Raw genomic sequence first — 17,576 nt, 5'->3', positions numbered from 1 at the left:
CTATATCCATTAAATATATATTGTTTGTAAGCTCTCTTTTGTTTGTTATTTTATACATTTCTGTTCCCCCTATTTTTGATATTAATTCATATTCAAAAAATAATAGTCAAATACTTTATGTATTTTCTTTTATATGCTTAGTATAGCACTTACTTTTATTTGTTATTTTTCTATCATATTCCTGTTTATTTTAATAACAACAAAAGCTCTCTTGTATGAGAGCAATTGTTTTACTGAGAGTTTAAGTGTGTGTATTTTAAAACTTTAACTTAGTCATAAAACTAAGTAAGTTAAGTTTACCTCATTATTAGTTAATTTATTATCTAAATAATCTTATAAATTAACTTTAGTTCCATAGTATGTGCATTCAAATAATTTTTCCATTGTTGCATCATCTATTTCTCTAGGATTTGATCCCGTACATGCATCTAATACTGCATTTTGTGCAATAAATTTAAGATTAGCTTTAAATTCAGCCTCTTCAATTCCATATTCTTTCATTGAATGTGGAATACTTAATTGATCATTTAAATCATTAATTACTTTTATTAATGAATCTGTTAATTCCCCATCTGTATTTCCTTCTAATTTTAATGCTCTAGCAATATCAGCATATCTATCTTCACATTTTGCTCTATTATATTCAATTACATATGGTAAGAATATTGCATTAGCACATCCATGAGGTATGTGGAATACAGCTCCTACTTTATGCGCCATTGAGTGAACTATTCCAAGTAAAGCATTTGAGAATGACATTCCAGCTAAACATTGAGCTTCATGCATTAAGTTTCTAGCTTCTTTATCTCCTTCATATGATTTAATTAAATTTTCTTTAACCATTTCTATTGCTTTAATAGCTAATGGATCTGAAAAATTTGATCTTAATGATGCAGTGTATGCTTCTATAGCATGAGTTAATGCATCCATTCCAGTATGAGCTACTAATTTAGCTGGCATAGTTTGAGCTAATGCTGGATCAACTATAGCTACATCTGGAGTTAAATTAAAGTCAGCTAAAGGATACTTTATTTTTTCTGTATAATTTGTTATTACTGAGAAAGCTGTAACTTCTGTAGCAGTACCACTTGTTGATGGAATAGCTACAAATTTAGCCTTTTGTCTAAGATCTGGTAACCCAAATGGAACAACTGCTTGTTCAAAAGTAAAATCTGGGTATTCATAGAATATCCACATAGCTTTTGCTGCATCTATTGGTGAACCTCCACCCATTGCAACTATCCAATCAGGCTTGAAGTTTCTCATTGCTTCTGCACCCTTCATTACTGTTTCTACAGATGGATCAGGTTCCACGCCTTCAAATAACTCAACTTCCATTCCTGCTTCTTTTAAATAATCTTCAACTTGCTTAAGAAAACCAAATCTTTTCATTGAGCCTCCACCAACTACTACAAAGGCTCTCTTACCCTTTAAAGTTTTAAGTGCTTCTAAGGATCCTTCTCCATGATATAAATCTCTTGGTAATGTAAAACGTGCCATAATTAATTCCTCCTAAAGTTTTATCCTTTATTTATATACCTTATCTATATATGTTTGTTATTAAATTCACAAATACATATAACCAATATTATACTTAAGCAAAAACCGTGCCAACTTTTTATAATATTAAATTCTTTTATTTTTTATATATAAAAAACGATAATATTTAAAATATTAAAACATATATTTTATTTCATAGAATGAAACAAAGTTATTTAATAATTAGCTATAAACTAATTTTCATCAACTAAATATTTTATAAAATATTAAAACATACTTTTTTTATTATTCTTTTAACATACTCTAGCTATTTGTGATATATACATTCTACAAAAATAAAAAATGTCCTAAAATAGTACAATTTATTCATTATTTATTGTACTATTTTAGGACACTGTTCAGATTTATTACACTTCTATGTTATACTTTTTAATTTTTAAATATAATGTATTTCTACTTATCCCTAAAACCTTTGCTACCTTAGTTATATTATTATTATATGCTTTTATAGCTGTTATAATTGTTTTCCGTTCTAATTCTTCTAAATTAAAATTTTTTTCTTCAATTTGAAAATTTTCAGAATTACTCTGATCTTCCTTAAAAATTACTTGATTTATCATTTCCTCATTATCTTCCCATAAATCAAATGATAAAACTCCATCTAAATTAACTATATTTTCTATATAATTTTCTAGTTGTCTAATGTTACCTGGCCAATTATATGATAATAATTTATTATATAATTCTCCTTTAATCTCAGGAATATGCTTATTTAACTTAAAAGATTTTATTCTTAAAAAATATTCTATAAGCTTTTCTATATCACCTTTTCTCTCTCTTAAAGGTGGTAAAGTTATTGGAATAATGCATAATCTATAATATAGGTCTTCTCTGAAAGTCCCTTTCTTAACTTCTTTTTTTAGGTTTTTATTTGTAGCTGCAATCACTCTAACATCTATCGGAATTTCTTTACTTCCTCCTAGTCTTATAACCCTACCTTCCTGAAGTACTCTTAGCAATTTAACTTGCATATCTAATGGCATTTCCCCAACCTCATCTAAAAATAAAGTACCTTTATTTGCAATTTCAAATTTACCTGATTTTCCACCTTTTTTCCCTCCAGTAAATGTACCATCCTCATATCCAAATAATTCACTTTCTATTATATTAATAGGTATAGCTCCACAATTTATTGCAACAAACTTATTGTTTCTTCTCAAACTATAATTATGCATAGCTTGTGCTAAAATTTCTTTTCCTGTTCCACTCTCCCCTTGAATTAAAACCGTTGAAGGACTGTTAGATATAATTTTACAATTTGTTATTACATTATTAATAGCTGCACTTTCTCCTATAATATCATTAAAACTAAAAAATGCTCCAGTTGAATCTTTTACCCCTTTTTCTTCCTTTTCGTTACTCATAGTTATAACCATTCCAACTATTTTTTTATTATGCCTAATTCCTTTAAAAACTAACTTAGTCTTATATCTACTTGTATGACTAAACTTTAATTCTTTAATAATAGTTTTTTCATCTGTATCTAATTTTTCTAATATATTTTCTAAATTAGGCAAAATATATTGTATTTTTTCCTTTAATAATAATTCTTTATCCTTATTAAAAATTTCTGCCGCAAATTTATTAATATTAGTTATTTTTCCTTCTTTATCTACAATCATAATACCTTTATCTAAATTTTCTATAACACTTTCCATATAGTTATACATTTGAGTCAAGATATTACTTATTTTTTTCTTGTCTAATTCGTTTTCAATTGCCTTTACACCAAAAACTACCAAACCTAATGTATGTGGATGTTTCATATTACTTCTTCCAGTTAAATTTAAAGTTCCAATAATCTCTCCTTTAGAATTATGAATAGGTGCAGCTGAACAAGTTAATCCTTGAAGACCATGTATATAATGTTCATTAGCAGTTATTTGAACACATTTATCTTCTTTAATCGCAGTTCCCATCGCATTAGTACCTATATTTTGTTCATCCATATAAGCTCCAATACTAATATTAATACAATCTAACTTACTAATGTTCTCTTCTATTCCTTTTATATATAAGATACATCCATTATTATCTGTAAGTACTATAATAAATTCATTATCCATTACAGCAGAAAAAACCATATCAATATATACTTTAGATACTTCTATTAATTCTTTATTTTTAATTAATATCTTTTTTAATCTTTCTCCTGAAAGAATTTTCTTTGAATAATTTGATTTCTTTTCAACACCATAGCTTTCACTTCTTTTATGAGAATTCTCAATTAATATTTTTTTATTTTCCATAGTGCAACCCATCTTTCCTTATAACTAGTTTCATTATTTCAACTTTCTTCAAATATCACTCATTCTATCATATATCATTTTTAGGCACAAATTATAACTATAATAATTCCTTTATTAATTTACTGCTATTCATAATTTTACTTTATTATATATAATTAGATAAATAAATAAATCTATGTCACTCATAGTAAACATAGATTTATTTATGTACAAATATTAAAATTTTTCTTTTATTAATTTCTTTATGCCAGTAATACCAATAATTGATAAACTAGTAGCAATACCAACTAATGCGATAATTTTTCTATTTTTAGAATTTCTTTTTATTAAATGATACTTACAATATTTTTCATCCTCTTCCATAGTATTATAACATTCTTTAATTTTACACTTCATAAATACTCCTCCTTTTAATTTAGGATATGTTCAAGTAAATTACCTTCCCCCTAAAATATAGCCTATTTTTTAATATGTTTTATATAACTTTTTTTGGAGTTATATAATATTTGGTTTATATTTACTATTTTCGTTTCATTTAAGTTTTTATTTATAGTATTATCTTCTTTTAATTTATGATTCACATAATTTCTTCCATTTTAAAAATTTTATTTGAACTTATATATTAAACACTTTAAATGTAATAAAAATTAGGTTATAAAAATATTTTAAAATTGATAATGATTTTCATTTACAATTCAAAATTTATGTGTTATATTATTTTCAGGCTTAATTTTATCGCGGCAAATCTTTACAGGAGATGATATTATTATGGCAAAAATGAGGCAACCAAGATTTAAATTATGTAGAAGATTAGGATTAAATGTTATCGGACATCCAAAAGCTATGAAAAGAGAAAATAATGGAAGCGCTAGAAACGCGAAGAAACTTTCATCTTATGGTACTCAACTTCTTGAAAAACAAAGATTAAGATCATACTATGGGGTAATGGAAAAGCAATTTGCAAATTATGTAAAAAAAGCACTTAAAGATAAAGAACAAACTGGCTCTGCTTTAATAAAAAGACTAGAATGTAGATTAGATAATTTAGTTTACAGATTGGGCTTTGCAACCTCAGTTGCTCAAGCACGTCAAATGGTTGTTCATGGACATATTTTAGTTAATGATAATAAAGTAAATATTCCTTCTTTCAATGTAAAAATTGGAGATGTGATTAATTTAAAAGAAAAGTCTCAAAAAAATGAACTTTTTAAAGAAAACTTTTTATCACAACTTACCAATGTGTATCCATATCTAACTAAAAATGAATCTAATTTCTCAGGTACTCTTATAAGACACCCTGAAAGACATGAGGTTCCAATACAAATTAATGATTCACTAGTAGTAGAATATTACTCAAAACTTTAATAATTAATGACCTATATTTTTATATAAGGTTTGCTTTAAAATATAGGTCATTAAAAACAATAGTAAATAAGAACTTACTTTTGTTTTTTAATTAATTGCATCATTGAAAAGAGGTATATTACATGAAAGGCAATACAGATAAAAACCTAAATACAAAAACTAATTATAAAGACTATTTATTTTGGGAAAATAAAATCTTAAATGATTACCCTTTATGGGAAGGTTATTTTAATAAAAACTCTATAACTACAGAATCTAAAATTGCTTATACTGGAATACTAGACTCAAAAAAAGGTATTTTAAAATGCGGATGGGTAGTTTATCCTTCACTAAATTCTCTTTTAGGTTTTTTACAACATGTATTCTTACCTACTTCATTTTTAACTTATTTTGATCGCACATGTGAAGGATTCTTTATTCCAGTATCTACCTTTGACATTGTAACTCAAGAGGTAATTAAAAATAATTCTATTAATATAAATGATTTTAATTCAATGATACAATCTTATAATTTTTTAAATTCACTTTGGGAAAGTAATAAAGACAAGCTATTATTAGAATTAAATTCATTCTGTAATAACTTTAATACTAGATGGGATAATGACCCTGAAAAAAAATTGTTCATTAAAATTTTTAATTCACCTTCAGATACATATGAATTTATAACCCAATCTATAGGATGGGATTTTGAAGAATTTGTTGAAGAAGAACTTTCTATGAGTTTAAGTGATCTTAAATTTACTTGTGATAATGTACTCAATGAACCTTTATTAAATAAAAGATTTATTGATATATTAAATATAAATATACCAATATTATTTTAGTAACTTAATAGAGAATTTAATCATAATTAACCTAACAGTGTTTTGCCAGAATACTGTACACCTTCTATTACATTAATTCTCTATTAGCACTAAAAAATTTTGCTCCTTAAAAATATAAAAAATTAATGCCATATAAACGATATTCTGAAAAAGCATTAAATTAAAAGAAGATGATTTTTATAAAATATAGAAATCATCTTCTTTTAATTTTATTATTTAATATAGGTTCTATGATATTTTTAAATAAAACACATTTTTTGACATTGACTTTTACTTTAAGCCTACTTAATATCAGTAATAAGAATATTTATTTTTTAAAATTCACTTACTTAATTTACATATTTTAAATTTTAAATAAAATAATTTTAAAAACTCTACTTTTTATTAATTAGACTTATATGGAGGTGCATAATGGTTTTTTTATTAACATTAACATTAATCACATTTATAATTTTTTTAACTTCCTATTTAATGGATTCAAGAAAATTAATTAATGGACTTTTGTTTAATATTTTCTTATTTTCTGCAATGATAACAACTGTTGATATAGCATTTGAAACACAAAATAGTTTTTTAATGTTTTTAGTTCTTGCTTTTGGTATAATAGTTTTTTTAGTGCTTATATTTGGAGTTTATGCATTAATTTTGGCATTATTTATAAATTCTAAAATTGTTCTAAAACGCGAAAGTAGAACTCGTGCTAACATGTTAACTTTCTTTTTAGCAATAGGATTAATTTTATATTTAATCTTCTCTGCTATTATAAGTAAAAACATTTTTCCTGATGAAGTAAATATGTTTTTAGCTGGTTTTAGTACTATTGTATTCTATTATTTATTTGATGTTTTTAATTTTTTAATGATATCTTTTCTTTATCAGTTTAATAGACCTAAATTAAATCAAGATTTTATTATTGTTTTAGGTAGCGGATTGATTGGAGAGAGAGTTCCTCCTTTATTAGCTAGTCGTATTAATAAGGCTATTGAATTCTATAATAAGCAAAGTCTTGTTACTACTCCACCAAAAATTATTTTTTCTGGTGGGCAAGGATCTGATGAAAAAATTTCAGAAGCCTTAGCTATGCAAAGATATGCTGTTGAAAATGGTATTCCTGTTGAAGATACTATTTTAGAAGATAAATCAGTTAATACATTACAAAATATGAAATTCTCTAAACAAATAATGGAAAACTTGATTCCAGAAAATCCTTCTAGTATATTTGTAACAAATAATTTTCATTTATTTCGTGCTGGAATTTATGCAAGAAAAGCAGGTTTAAAAAGTCAAGGACTTGGTTCGAAAACAGCTCTTTATTTCTTACCAAATGCTATGATTAGAGAATATATTGCTTTTATAGTAATGTATAAAAAAAGACATGCAATTATTATTTCTACATTTATAATAATAAATTTATTTTTAGTTATAATACAACATTTCTTTGTTGCACCTTATTTATAGAATTGATTTAAGGCTATGTTTTAAAATATACGTTTAAAACGTAGCCTTATTTTTCTTAAAAATATTATAACCTATATATTGCTTTTCATAAAAAATAAAGGTATATCTTAAAATTTCTATAAATATGTTTATTTTAAGCTATACCTTATTATTTTATTATAATATTTTTTATTCAAAAATTCCCTTTACTTCATCTAATATTTTAAAATTAGTAAAATCAAAATGTAGTGGTGTTAATGTAACATATCCTTGAGACAAAAAATATAAATCAGTTTCATCTTTTTCTATTTCATTTCTAACACCTTTTGTTTGATAAATTTTATCATCATCTTCATCTAAAAGAATGTATTCTGTTTTATAAGTAGATTTTCCAATTTTACATACTTTTAATCCTTTTATATGATGTTCATCTATATTAGGAACATTAATATTTAAAACCACATTGTTTTTTAAATATTTTTCTTCTGCCAAGTCAAGAACTTTACTTACCCAATTAGCAGCTTTAGAATAATCTTCATCATGTCTATCCCAATCTACTTCCATAGATACAGCAATTGATGGTACATTATAAATTGCTCCTTCTATTGCAGCAGAAACAGTACCTGAATAAAGGATATCAATTCCACTATTAACTCCTCTATTTATTCCTGAAATAACAACATCGATATCATCTGCTAATAAGGATAAGCCTACTTGAGTACAATCTGCTGGAGTTCCAACAACACTATATGCTCTGCAATTTAATCCAGAAATCTTTTCTTCTCTAATTTTAATTGGCGTATTAATAGATATAGAATGACTGGATGCACTCTTTTGTTCTCTTGGTGCAACAACTATTACATTATGATTCTTTAGTATTTTTTCAGCTAAAACTCTTATTCCTTTAGCGCTTATTCCATCATCGTTAGTAATTAAAATATTCATAATTCCTCCTAATATTATTAATATCTCAACATTATATGTTCTTTTTTAAGGTTTTTATCTTTTCATATAAATATTATTACTTTAAGTTAAAATTTATATTATTTTATAAGCTCTAATTTTTTTATAATACTTTTCTATACTTATATATTCTATAATACTAATCTATACTTATATATTCTATAATACTAAACTTAATTATAATTATCAAAAGCACTTTATATTTAATTAAAATTAAACTTATATATATTATATATATGCATTCTATTACTAATCAGTGCTATTGATCATTTAAACACTTTATCTATTATCAATAATTTAATTTAATAAGTATATCTACATTCCGATAAAATTTTGTTGATTTATATAAATATTTCAAGAAATTTATATAAAAAAAGTGCTTACTATAACTCTATAAAATGTTCTAGTAAGCACTTTTTTATTTACTCAATTAAAAATATAGTTTTTTATTTTAAAGCTTTTTTATGTTTATATACTATACTATTTTCATAAAAGAATGTAAACCATGCAAAATTACTAAAAAATATACACCATAAATAATTCTCGTTAATAATTCCTTTAAGACCTATTAATGAAATCAACCCTAAGAATCCTAAAAATTTATATTTTTCAAAATTCATTATATTATCCCCCTCGTAATAAAATCCATACTTTTGTATATTATACCATATTGTTAATTATATCCCATATATAAATCTATAGATTTATATAATACTTCATTTCTGGTCTTCCTATATTTCCCATATTCATTTCAACCCATACACTACCTATACTTTCAAGATAGTCCATATATTTTTTTATAGTAACATTACTAATACTTAATTCATAAGATATCTCTCTTAACGTCCAAATTTTATTATCACTTTCTTTTAAAAAGTTTATAATCTTATCTAATGTCCTTTTATTTAACCCTTTGGGTAATAAAGCTTCATTTGTGTTATTTGAAAAAACAGAATCTAATTCTTTTTGTGTTATTTTATCTTCTTTAGATAACATATTATGTTTTATTTTATATTTATTAATAGCTTCTTCAAATCTTTTAAATTCAAACGGCTTGATTAAATAATCAATAACTCCATAAGCATAAGCCATCTTTAATTCTTCCACACTATTAGCTGCTGTTATCATAATAATATCTTGAAGATACTTTTTACCTCTTAAACTTTTTAATATTTCTATACCACTTTTGTATGGTAAAAATACATCTAATAATATTAAATCAATCTCTTCTTTTTCTATAACATCTATTATTTCATTTTCATATATTTCTGGACCAAAAACTTTTATACCCTGAATTTTTTCTAAATAAGTTTTATTTATTAATGCTACCATTGGATCATCTTCAACAATTAAAACCTTTATCATTCGTTTTCTCCTTTAGAAATTGTTATAACAAATACTTTTGAATTCCTAAATTCATCTATTTCTATTCTTCCATTATATAACTCGACTCTATTTTTTACTAAATAAAGACCCGTTCCTCTTTGATCTCCTTTAGAAGATATCCCTTCTTCAAAAATGTTTTCTTTTATCTTTTCATTAATTTCTATACCATTATCTTCAACTTGTATCTCAATGACTTCTTCATCTTCATATAATGAAATTTTCACAAACATATCATTTTTATGAATTTGCGAGCATGCTTCGAAAGCATTTTCTATTAAATTTCCTATAATAGTTATTAAATCTAAAGAATCTATAATTTTATGATTTTCAAATAAAAATGATTCTTCTGTTAAAATAAACTCAATTTTTCTTTCCTTAGACACAAGTTCTCTACTTAATAATAAAGCTCTTACATAATAATCATCAATACTACTGAATTTATGTGAATTACTATTTTGTATTTGCCTAATTTTTAAAATATATTCTTCTGCATCATTATATTTTTTTAACTGTAACAGCCCAAGTATCACATACAAATTATTTTTAAACTCATGTACATTTGCTCTTAAATTCTTAACAACTTGATCTACTCCAGTTATTTCTTTAGCAATCTTGCTTATATTATTTTTGTCTATTAACCTAATAACCGAACCCAAATATTGATTATTAATTTCTATACTCTTAATACTTATAAACAACTTTTTTCCCTGTATTATAAATTCCTTCATTTCAAATTCTTCATGAGAATTTATATACTTTTTTAACTTTGAAATCATTTTTTCTGCATCAAATTCTTCTACCAACTCATAACATTTTTTATTTATTTCTGTTATTTCATTATTCTTATTTAAGGCTATTATTCCTTCATTTACAGTATTTATAATTATCTTTTTTTCACTATATAATTTACTTATTTCATAGGGTTCCATATTATGCATAGCCCTTTTTACCTTTAATGCAAGCATTTTGGAAGATATAATTGCTATACCTAAGATAAAAATAAGTTGAATTAAATATGTACTTTTAATTTTAGAGTTCATTACAACAATATCATTGTAATATTTACCAGTCATAACAAATCCTACTTGTTTATCATTGCTATAAATTGGTTGAAACCATCTTAATGTTTTACCCATAGATCCCTGCATCAATGAGTAATACATTTTTCCACTATTTAATACATCTTCTTTATCACTTCCTATAAAAGTCTGTCCAATTTGACTTTCATCAATATGAGAATACTTTTTTCCTGTCATATCTGCAATTACAATTATATCTACATTATTGAAATTTCTTATAAGATCCTTAGTGTACTGTTCTATTGTATAATCATTTTCTCTAAGTTCCAACTTATTTTTTACTAATTGACTTTCACTAATATAATTTCCCATTTCTTTTAACGCTATTTTATTTTTATATTCAATATCTTCTAATTTTGAAAATATTAAATTAGTATATGATAAAATTAATGGTAATGATGTTATTAGTAATGCTATTAATATTAATTGTTTTTCAAATGTATTTTTTTTATTTTTATTAATTTTCATTTGTTACTCCTTAAAGTAAGGTTCATATATTTTTTAAAAACTATATTTTTATCCATGAGCTTTATACTACAATATAATAGTGATAAAAAACAACCATAAAATTTAAGAGACTATATTACAATATAATTTTTATTAATTATATTGTATTAATATAGTCTCCTATTATATCGAATTTATTATATCTAGCTTATTATGCTATACTATTTTTGCATATTCCTTGATTTAAATACTCTCTTAAATTTTCATATGAAAACTCAATCATATTGCTTAATGCTTCATCTGTATATGAACCAATGTGTGGTGTTAATAACACTTTAGGATATAAATTAACTAGTTTTTCAAAAACTTTATTAGATAGTTCTTGATTTTTTAAATCTTTAAAGAATACTTGTGATTCTCCTTCTAAAACATCAGTAGCAAATCCGCCAAGTTTTCCACTTTCAATAGCTTTAATAATAGCTTCAATATTTTGAACTTCACCTCTAGCTGTATTTACTAAAATAGCTCCATCTTTCATTTTTGCTATAAATTCATCATTAATCATATGATAATTTACACCTTTAATATATGGCATATGTACTGAAAGAATATCTGCTTGTTTTAATAACTCATCCATTTCCATAAATTCAACAATTTCTTTAGCTTCATCACTTTGATAAACATCATAAGCAATAACTCTTGCCCCTAATCCTTTAAATAACTTAGCTGTTGTTAAACCAATTCTTCCTGCACCTAAAACCGCTACAGTACAATTTCTTATTTCTTTACTAAACATAAATGCATCTACAGTAAAATTCTTTTCCTTTGTTTTATTTACTGTGTAAGCAGTATGTCTTAATAACATCATTGCAAGTGAAACTGCAAGTTCTGAAATTGCATTTGGTGAATAACCAGGTACTCTAGCACATTTTAAATCTAACTCTTTAACAGCATCTAAATCAACATGATCAAATCCTACAGTTCTTGTTAATAAATATTTAAGTCCATTTGCTTTAAGTAACTCTAAATTTTGTCTATCTGCCATACAATTTCCTCTAACCATAACGGCTTCAGCACCAATAGCATCTTTAACATTTTCATGATTTAATCCCAATGTAACTAATTTTATATCATAACCAAACTTTTTATTTATTTTTTCAAAATATGGGACTTCTGTTTCTCTTACTCCATAACAAACTAATTTAACCATAATTAATCTCCTTTATCATTAGCTACTTAGCTTTAAAATATTGCTAAACTTTTTATAACTTCTAAAACAACTATCCAAATTGGCATTGCAAATACTGCAACTACAGTAGATAATAATGAACAATTTGATGTAAATAATGACTCTCTATCATAACTAATAGCATATGCTGCTGCCACTGTAGCAGTTGGTGCTGCCATCATTATAACAGTTGCTGCTAAACCTTCAAATGAAACTGGTAAAATGTTGAATTTATTTAATACTATTAATAATGCTAAATTTATTACTGGTACTAATATAACTTTAATTATACTATATACCCAAGCATCTTTTTGTGATACAGCCTTCTTAAATGGTACTTCTGCTAAAGTAGAACCTATTGATAACCAAGCAAGTGGTGATGCTAATGTTTTTAAATAAGTAAGTGGTTTATATAACCATGGAACTGTTTGATCAATTCTTAAAAAAGCAACTTCTTTCATTTTCCCTTGAACTTGAACTGATACTTGTGGTAAATTTTCTTGGAATAACCAAATAAATAATCCTAAGAAAGTTGCAATAATAATTGGATTTAAGAAAATTTCTTTCATATTCTTCTTGAAATTATCTTTGTCCATTTTTGCTCCTGACATTTTAATAAATGCATATGAATATAAGAATACTCTATAAGCAATATTAAATATGTTTGCATACATTACTCCTACTGCTCCATAAACTACAGTAACAATTGGAGTTGAAAAGAATGTAGTTGAACCAAATATAGTTAAAACTCTATAAACATCTTGCTTATCACCTTTTACTTTTAAATACATAAACTTGGTAATTGGAATTAATATAATATAAATTGCAAATCCCCAAACTAATATACTTAAACCTTCTTTTAATTGTTCTCCATTTATATCACTCATAAAAGATGTAAATGCTAATGCTGGTAATGAAACCGAAAGAACAACTTTAGTAAGCATCTTAGATGCAGCTGAATTTAATATTTCCTTCTTTCTTAAATAAAAACCTAATAAAATAATAAATATTGATGAAAAAATCGCTCCTAAAATTGCATTATCTGTTAATGTACTTTTTATAATCTCTAACACAATAACTTCTCCTTTGTTTAATTTTTAACATTAATTCGTATAATGTTTATCTCCAAAAGCATTGTATTATGTTTATTCATCCAAAACAATTTTATAAAGTTTTTAAATAATTATTTAAGTTATTTAAGTATTTTTTCACCTATAATAAAGTAATTAAGGTTATCATTTTCATTTAATGTCGTTATTTGGTCAAAGATCAACTTAGAATTTATCTCAATATATTCTTTAATGGCATCTTCTAAATAACCAAGATCTTGCAAGTTTAATTCATTTTTAGAATAAATTATAACATTATAATTTTTACTTCCACTTAAAAAAGATAAATTTTTTAATATATTCAGAATCATTCCACCTATTGAATCAGTATTTTCTTCTTGCCCCATAATAATATAATTTATATAATTCATATTTTTTACTTTATATAAAAACTCTTCATTTGAAATTATCTTAATTAATAATTTTAATTCTATTTCTTCATGGTTTTTTAAACCACTAATAAAAATAGTACTTTTTAAATTTTCTTCTGTTAAATTTTCTCCTGCAAATATTAAGACATTACTTTTTTTAATTAAATTCTTGATTTTACTAACATTATTACTAGTTATTTTATTAATCAATACTATTATTTTTCCTTTATACAAATTAAAATTATAATCTTCAAAATTATATAAATTAATTACTTCTATAATATTGTTATCTATTCTATAATAATGATTACTACTATCATCCAAAAAAGAAAGTGCGGGACTACTATCCTTTAATTTTATTTTATCTCCAAAACAAATAATCTTATAATTCATAAAACATACTCCCTCATCTTTAATTATAAAAACTCTTCACATTTTTTATATGATTTTATTTTTTTAAGTAACATTGAACTATTTATTATTATATTGTATTTTTTTTAATTTCACTAATTAAAATTTTAACTAAAAAAATGCAGAGAGATGAATTTCCTGTACTATCTATTGCAACAGCCTTAAGACTTTAATTAAAGGTTAATTAAAATATCTAATTTTAATATACTAGATAATAATATATCTTTATATAAAAATAGAACTTCACAAATATAGTGAAGTTCTATTAAATATTATTGCGCTCTTAATTTATTGATACATTTTACTATTAATTAATAATCTATTCCTTTTTTGCGAAATTACATTTGATTTTAGCTCTTATATCAAAACTTTGACTTAACAAACCACATATCTTTCTATTCCTAATGCTACACCATCATTGTGCACAGTATCTGTAACTTCATTTGCATATTTTTTAACCTCATCACATGCATTTCCCATTGCTATTCCACATCCAACTATTGATAACATTTCTATATCATTTTTGCCATCTCCAAATGCATAGCTATTTTCAATTGGAATATTTAAATATTCTAAAGCTTTTAATATTCCAGTTGCTTTAGTATTTTTCTTTGAATATAGTTCAAAAGATTGATCATCTATGCTACTAAAATAATCATAATCTGAATTACTCTCTATTAATGATAAAAATAACTTTGAAACTTCTTTATCATGACATAAAATTTCTACTTTATGCACATTAATTTCTTCAATATCATAATTACTATTTATATATCTTCTTGAAATGCCTAAACCGTCATAAAAATTATAAAACTCTTTAAAATCTTCTTTCATATATGAATACAAGTCACCCTCTAATATATATTGAATATTATGTTTTTCAAACTCAGATATTAATTTTTTTACAAACTCTTTATTTATAGGATCACTATATATAGTCTTATTATTAATTATTACTTGGGCTCCATTTGCTAAAATAAAACCATCAAATCCAAAATCCAATATAGCTTGGCTCAAAAATGCATAAGGTCTACCTGACGCAATAAAAACGTAATCTCCATTTGCTTGTAATGAACGAATTACCTTTTTAACTTTCGGTGTAATATCTACTAACCCATTAAAACAATCTAATAATGTACCATCTATATCTAAAAATATAACTTTCTTCATAAGTCCATCCCCTTGTTTCCTATTTGTTCTGATTTTATATTATTTATTCTCATTTGTCAATTGAATTTATTATAACTTTATATTATAATGATAACAAATAGTAATTTTAGGAGATTTAAAAATGTTTATTGAAGAGCGTTATAAATATATTTTAGACTTATTAGACAAAAATGGAAAAGTATTAGTTAAAGATTTAAGTAAAGAATTTAATGTAAGTGAGAGTATGATAAGAAAAGACCTTCAAGCTTTAGAGAAAAAAAAACTATTACAACGTACTTATGGTGGAGCTATAAATGTAAGACATACACTTGTTAATTGTCAAAGTTTTAGTAAGCGTGTAGTTGAAAACATGGATTTGAAAGAAATTGTTGCTCAAAAAGCTTTTAATCAAATAAATGAAAATGATACCATTTTTTTAGATGCATCAACTATTTCATATATAATTGCAAAATTAATAGTAAAAAATGATAAGCCCATAACTTTAATCACAAATATGTTTGAAATATCATCATTAATTCCTGAAAATTCAAAAACACATTTTATTTTCATTGGTGGAGACTATAATTCATTTGTAGGAGGCAGCATTGGATCATACTCTATTGAACAAATTAAAAAATATCGTTGTAATAAAGCATTTTTAGGTTGTACTGGAATTGATCTTAGTGATGGTAGTATAAGTACCACTATCTCAGAAGATGCTTCTACCAAACAAGCTATGATAAGCATATCTAAAGAATTATTTTTAGTGATGTTAAATGAGAAATTTAAAACAAATGGTAATTTTATTTTTTCAAATGCAATAGATTTTCATGGTATTATTACTGAAGCTCTACCTAATAAATCTATAGTTAATTTGCTTGATGAATATTACGTTAATTTAATATAAAAATTGATTTACTATTTAATGAATTAAGGGAAGACTCTAGACTTCCCTTAAAAATCAGTATATTTTAAACATTCTCCCCAAACATAACCTGATATTATTTTTATTTCTTTAATATCAGTTAATTTTTTGAACTATTTCTTCACAAAGTTTATGAGTCTCTAAGGCATCCTCTATTGTAATTGATGGCTTATTATTATTTTTGATACAATTTAAAAATTCATCTATTATACCCTCAAATCCTTTTTTATATAAAGTAGTCTCCCATGCCCCGAACTCTTCCATGGAAGTTTTATTTCCCTCAAAAGATTTTTTAGAAGCAAGCTCCCTTAAAACAACCTTTTTAGAAATCGTCATATATTCTAATGTTTCTTCATTTATTCCATTTTCCCTATTCATAATAGCTATCGAAGTTGTATTTTTATTTGATAGTTTTACTAACACTGAAGAAACTTTCTCTCCTTGTTTTTTATAATCAACAGTAATATGATCTACTTCACCATTCATTAAAAATCTTATTGTATCAACAACATGAATAAAATCATCAAATACAAAAAATCTCTTTTCTTCTGGTCCTTTAAACCTGTTTTTTTCCATTATAATAATACTTGCTGTTCCTAATTCCTTTAGTTCTTTTATTCTTGGAGAAAATCTTCTATTAAAACCAACCATTAGTAATACATTATTCCTTTTTGCTATATTATAAAGTTCTACTCCTTCCTCATAACAATAGCTTATTGGTTTATCAACATAAACATTTATCTTATTTTCTAAAAGCTTTTTGCATATTTCATAATGTGATTCTGTAGATGAGTGTACAAAAACTCCACAGACATTACTTTTTATTAAATCATCTATGTTTGTTACACATTCTTTAATTCTATATTTCTTACTAATTTCATTTATGGTACTTGTATTCCTTGTACATAATACAAGCTCTATCTTTTCCTTACTTGTTATAAACGGAAGATATGCTTTTTTACAAATTTTCCCTATACCTATAATTCCAATTCTCATATTGTTATTCTCCTATATTTCTTTTGGTGTTTTTTACAATATATCAATTATAATACAATTTATTTAGTTTTAATACT

At 24.5% G+C, this 17,576-nt stretch carries 16 protein-coding genes; 4 read left to right on the top strand and 12 right to left on the bottom strand.

The features are described 5' to 3' along the window. Positions 1-333: 333 nt before the first annotated feature. From KYD98_RS16890 to KYD98_RS16880, 3 genes are all read right to left on the bottom strand, one after another. A complete protein-coding gene (locus KYD98_RS16890; RefSeq protein WP_219781227.1) occupies positions 334-1,500 on the bottom strand; it encodes an iron-containing alcohol dehydrogenase in 1,167 nt (388 codons plus the stop codon). Between the two features lie 407 nt (positions 1,501-1,907). Next, entirely contained in the window at positions 1,908-3,809 is a 1,902-nt protein-coding gene (adhR, locus tag KYD98_RS16885) for a transcriptional regulator AdhR (RefSeq protein WP_219781226.1), read from the bottom strand. Positions 3,810-4,025: 216 nt separating this feature from the next. Beyond that, entirely contained in the window at positions 4,026-4,205 is a 180-nt protein-coding gene (locus KYD98_RS16880; protein ID WP_219781225.1) for a hypothetical protein, read from the bottom strand. Positions 4,206-4,577: 372 nt separating this feature from the next. Here KYD98_RS16880 and rpsD point away from each other — a divergent pair, with 372 nt between their 5' ends. The 3 genes from rpsD to KYD98_RS16865 all read left to right on the top strand — a co-directional run bounded on the left by rpsD (position 4,578) and on the right by KYD98_RS16865 (position 7,456). Continuing rightward, complete coding sequence (gene rpsD / locus KYD98_RS16875) at positions 4,578-5,174, top strand: 30S ribosomal protein S4 (protein ID WP_219781224.1); 597 nt, start codon at positions 4,578-4,580, stop codon at positions 5,172-5,174. A gap of 122 nt (positions 5,175-5,296) precedes the next feature. After that, a complete protein-coding gene (locus tag KYD98_RS16870) occupies positions 5,297-5,998 on the top strand; it encodes a hypothetical protein (protein ID WP_219781223.1) in 702 nt (233 codons plus the stop codon). Positions 5,999-6,409: 411 nt separating this feature from the next. Further along, on the top strand, positions 6,410-7,456 hold the full coding sequence (locus KYD98_RS16865) for a YdcF family protein (RefSeq protein WP_219781222.1): 1,047 nt from the start codon (positions 6,410-6,412) through the stop codon (positions 7,454-7,456). Positions 7,457-7,624: 168 nt separating this feature from the next. Here KYD98_RS16865 and surE read toward each other — a convergent pair whose 3' ends face one another. The 8 genes from surE to KYD98_RS16825 form a co-directional block, all read right to left on the bottom strand. Continuing rightward, positions 7,625-8,380 carry a 5'/3'-nucleotidase SurE gene (gene surE / locus KYD98_RS16860; RefSeq protein ID WP_219781221.1) on the bottom strand — a complete coding sequence of 252 codons (756 nt, stop codon included), beginning with the start codon at positions 8,378-8,380 and terminating at the stop codon, positions 7,625-7,627. 464 nt (positions 8,381-8,844) lie between these two features. Then, positions 8,845-9,018, bottom strand: a complete 174-nt coding sequence (locus KYD98_RS16855) for a hypothetical protein (protein ID WP_219781220.1) — start codon at positions 9,016-9,018, stop codon at positions 8,845-8,847. A 76-nt stretch (positions 9,019-9,094) separates the two neighbouring features. Next, positions 9,095-9,763, bottom strand: coding sequence for a response regulator (locus KYD98_RS16850; RefSeq protein WP_219781219.1), 669 nt, complete (start codon positions 9,761-9,763; stop codon positions 9,095-9,097). Beyond that, positions 9,760-11,331: an ATP-binding protein gene (locus KYD98_RS16845; protein WP_219781218.1), complete on the bottom strand. Its 1,572-nt coding sequence runs from the start codon at positions 11,329-11,331 to the stop codon at positions 9,760-9,762. Before KYD98_RS16845 ends, KYD98_RS16850 begins: the two co-directional genes overlap by 4 nt. A 190-nt stretch (positions 11,332-11,521) precedes the next feature. Beyond that, positions 11,522-12,520, bottom strand: coding sequence for a 2-hydroxyacid dehydrogenase (locus KYD98_RS16840; RefSeq protein WP_219781217.1), 999 nt, complete (start codon positions 12,518-12,520; stop codon positions 11,522-11,524). A 32-nt stretch (positions 12,521-12,552) separates the two neighbouring features. Next, positions 12,553-13,611, bottom strand: a complete 1,059-nt coding sequence (locus tag KYD98_RS18465) for an AEC family transporter (RefSeq protein WP_219781216.1) — start codon at positions 13,609-13,611, stop codon at positions 12,553-12,555. Between the two features lie 119 nt (positions 13,612-13,730). Next, positions 13,731-14,411: a hypothetical protein gene (locus KYD98_RS16830; RefSeq protein WP_219781215.1), complete on the bottom strand. Its 681-nt coding sequence runs from the start codon at positions 14,409-14,411 to the stop codon at positions 13,731-13,733. A 393-nt stretch (positions 14,412-14,804) separates the two neighbouring features. Continuing rightward, positions 14,805-15,599, bottom strand: coding sequence for an HAD family hydrolase (locus KYD98_RS16825; protein WP_219781214.1), 795 nt, complete (start codon positions 15,597-15,599; stop codon positions 14,805-14,807). 121 nt (positions 15,600-15,720) lie between these two features. Between KYD98_RS16825 and KYD98_RS16820 the strand changes: the two genes are divergently transcribed. Further along, positions 15,721-16,485 (top strand): DeoR/GlpR family DNA-binding transcription regulator, encoded by a 765-nt coding sequence (locus KYD98_RS16820; protein ID WP_219781213.1) that lies wholly within the window; start codon positions 15,721-15,723, stop codon positions 16,483-16,485. 114 nt (positions 16,486-16,599) lie between these two features. Here KYD98_RS16820 and KYD98_RS16815 read toward each other — a convergent pair whose 3' ends face one another. Then, the gene (locus KYD98_RS16815) at positions 16,600-17,499 is read right to left on the bottom strand and encodes a Gfo/Idh/MocA family protein (protein WP_219781212.1); all 900 of its coding nucleotides are present in this window, start codon (positions 17,497-17,499) and stop codon (positions 16,600-16,602) included. Between the last annotated feature and the right edge of the window lie 77 nt (positions 17,500-17,576).

It is taken from the genome of Clostridium weizhouense (assembly GCF_019431045.1).
Classification (GTDB): Bacteria; Bacillota; Clostridia; order Clostridiales; family Clostridiaceae; genus Clostridium; species Clostridium weizhouense.
The sequence above is the reverse complement of the archived record's forward strand: the minus strand, read 5'-3'. Positions and strand labels throughout refer to the sequence as shown.

Bases quoted from the DNA above. Each gene is read 5' to 3' on its own strand.
- KYD98_RS16890 (WP_219781227.1), bottom strand. From the start codon at position 1,500: ATGGCACGTTTTACATTACCAAGAGATTTATATCATGGAGAAGGATCC.
- adhR (WP_219781226.1), bottom strand. From the start codon at position 3,809: ATGGAAAATAAAAAAATATTAATTGAGAATTCTCATAAAAGAAGTGAA.
- KYD98_RS16880 (WP_219781225.1), bottom strand. From the start codon at position 4,205: ATGAAGTGTAAAATTAAAGAATGTTATAATACTATGGAAGAGGATGAA.
- rpsD (WP_219781224.1), top strand. From the start codon at position 4,578: ATGGCAAAAATGAGGCAACCAAGATTTAAATTATGTAGAAGATTAGGA.
- KYD98_RS16870 (WP_219781223.1), top strand. From the start codon at position 5,297: ATGAAAGGCAATACAGATAAAAACCTAAATACAAAAACTAATTATAAA.
- KYD98_RS16865 (WP_219781222.1), top strand. From the start codon at position 6,410: ATGGTTTTTTTATTAACATTAACATTAATCACATTTATAATTTTTTTA.
- surE (WP_219781221.1), bottom strand. From the start codon at position 8,380: ATGAATATTTTAATTACTAACGATGATGGAATAAGCGCTAAAGGAATA.
- KYD98_RS16855 (WP_219781220.1), bottom strand. From the start codon at position 9,018: ATGAATTTTGAAAAATATAAATTTTTAGGATTCTTAGGGTTGATTTCA.
- KYD98_RS16850 (WP_219781219.1), bottom strand. From the start codon at position 9,763: ATGATAAAGGTTTTAATTGTTGAAGATGATCCAATGGTAGCATTAATA.
- KYD98_RS16845 (WP_219781218.1), bottom strand. From the start codon at position 11,331: ATGAAAATTAATAAAAATAAAAAAAATACATTTGAAAAACAATTAATA.
- KYD98_RS16840 (WP_219781217.1), bottom strand. From the start codon at position 12,520: ATGGTTAAATTAGTTTGTTATGGAGTAAGAGAAACAGAAGTCCCATAT.
- KYD98_RS16830 (WP_219781215.1), bottom strand. From the start codon at position 14,411: ATGAATTATAAGATTATTTGTTTTGGAGATAAAATAAAATTAAAGGAT.
- KYD98_RS16825 (WP_219781214.1), bottom strand. From the start codon at position 15,599: ATGAAGAAAGTTATATTTTTAGATATAGATGGTACATTATTAGATTGT.
- KYD98_RS16820 (WP_219781213.1), top strand. From the start codon at position 15,721: ATGTTTATTGAAGAGCGTTATAAATATATTTTAGACTTATTAGACAAA.
- KYD98_RS16815 (WP_219781212.1), bottom strand. From the start codon at position 17,499: ATGAGAATTGGAATTATAGGTATAGGGAAAATTTGTAAAAAAGCATAT.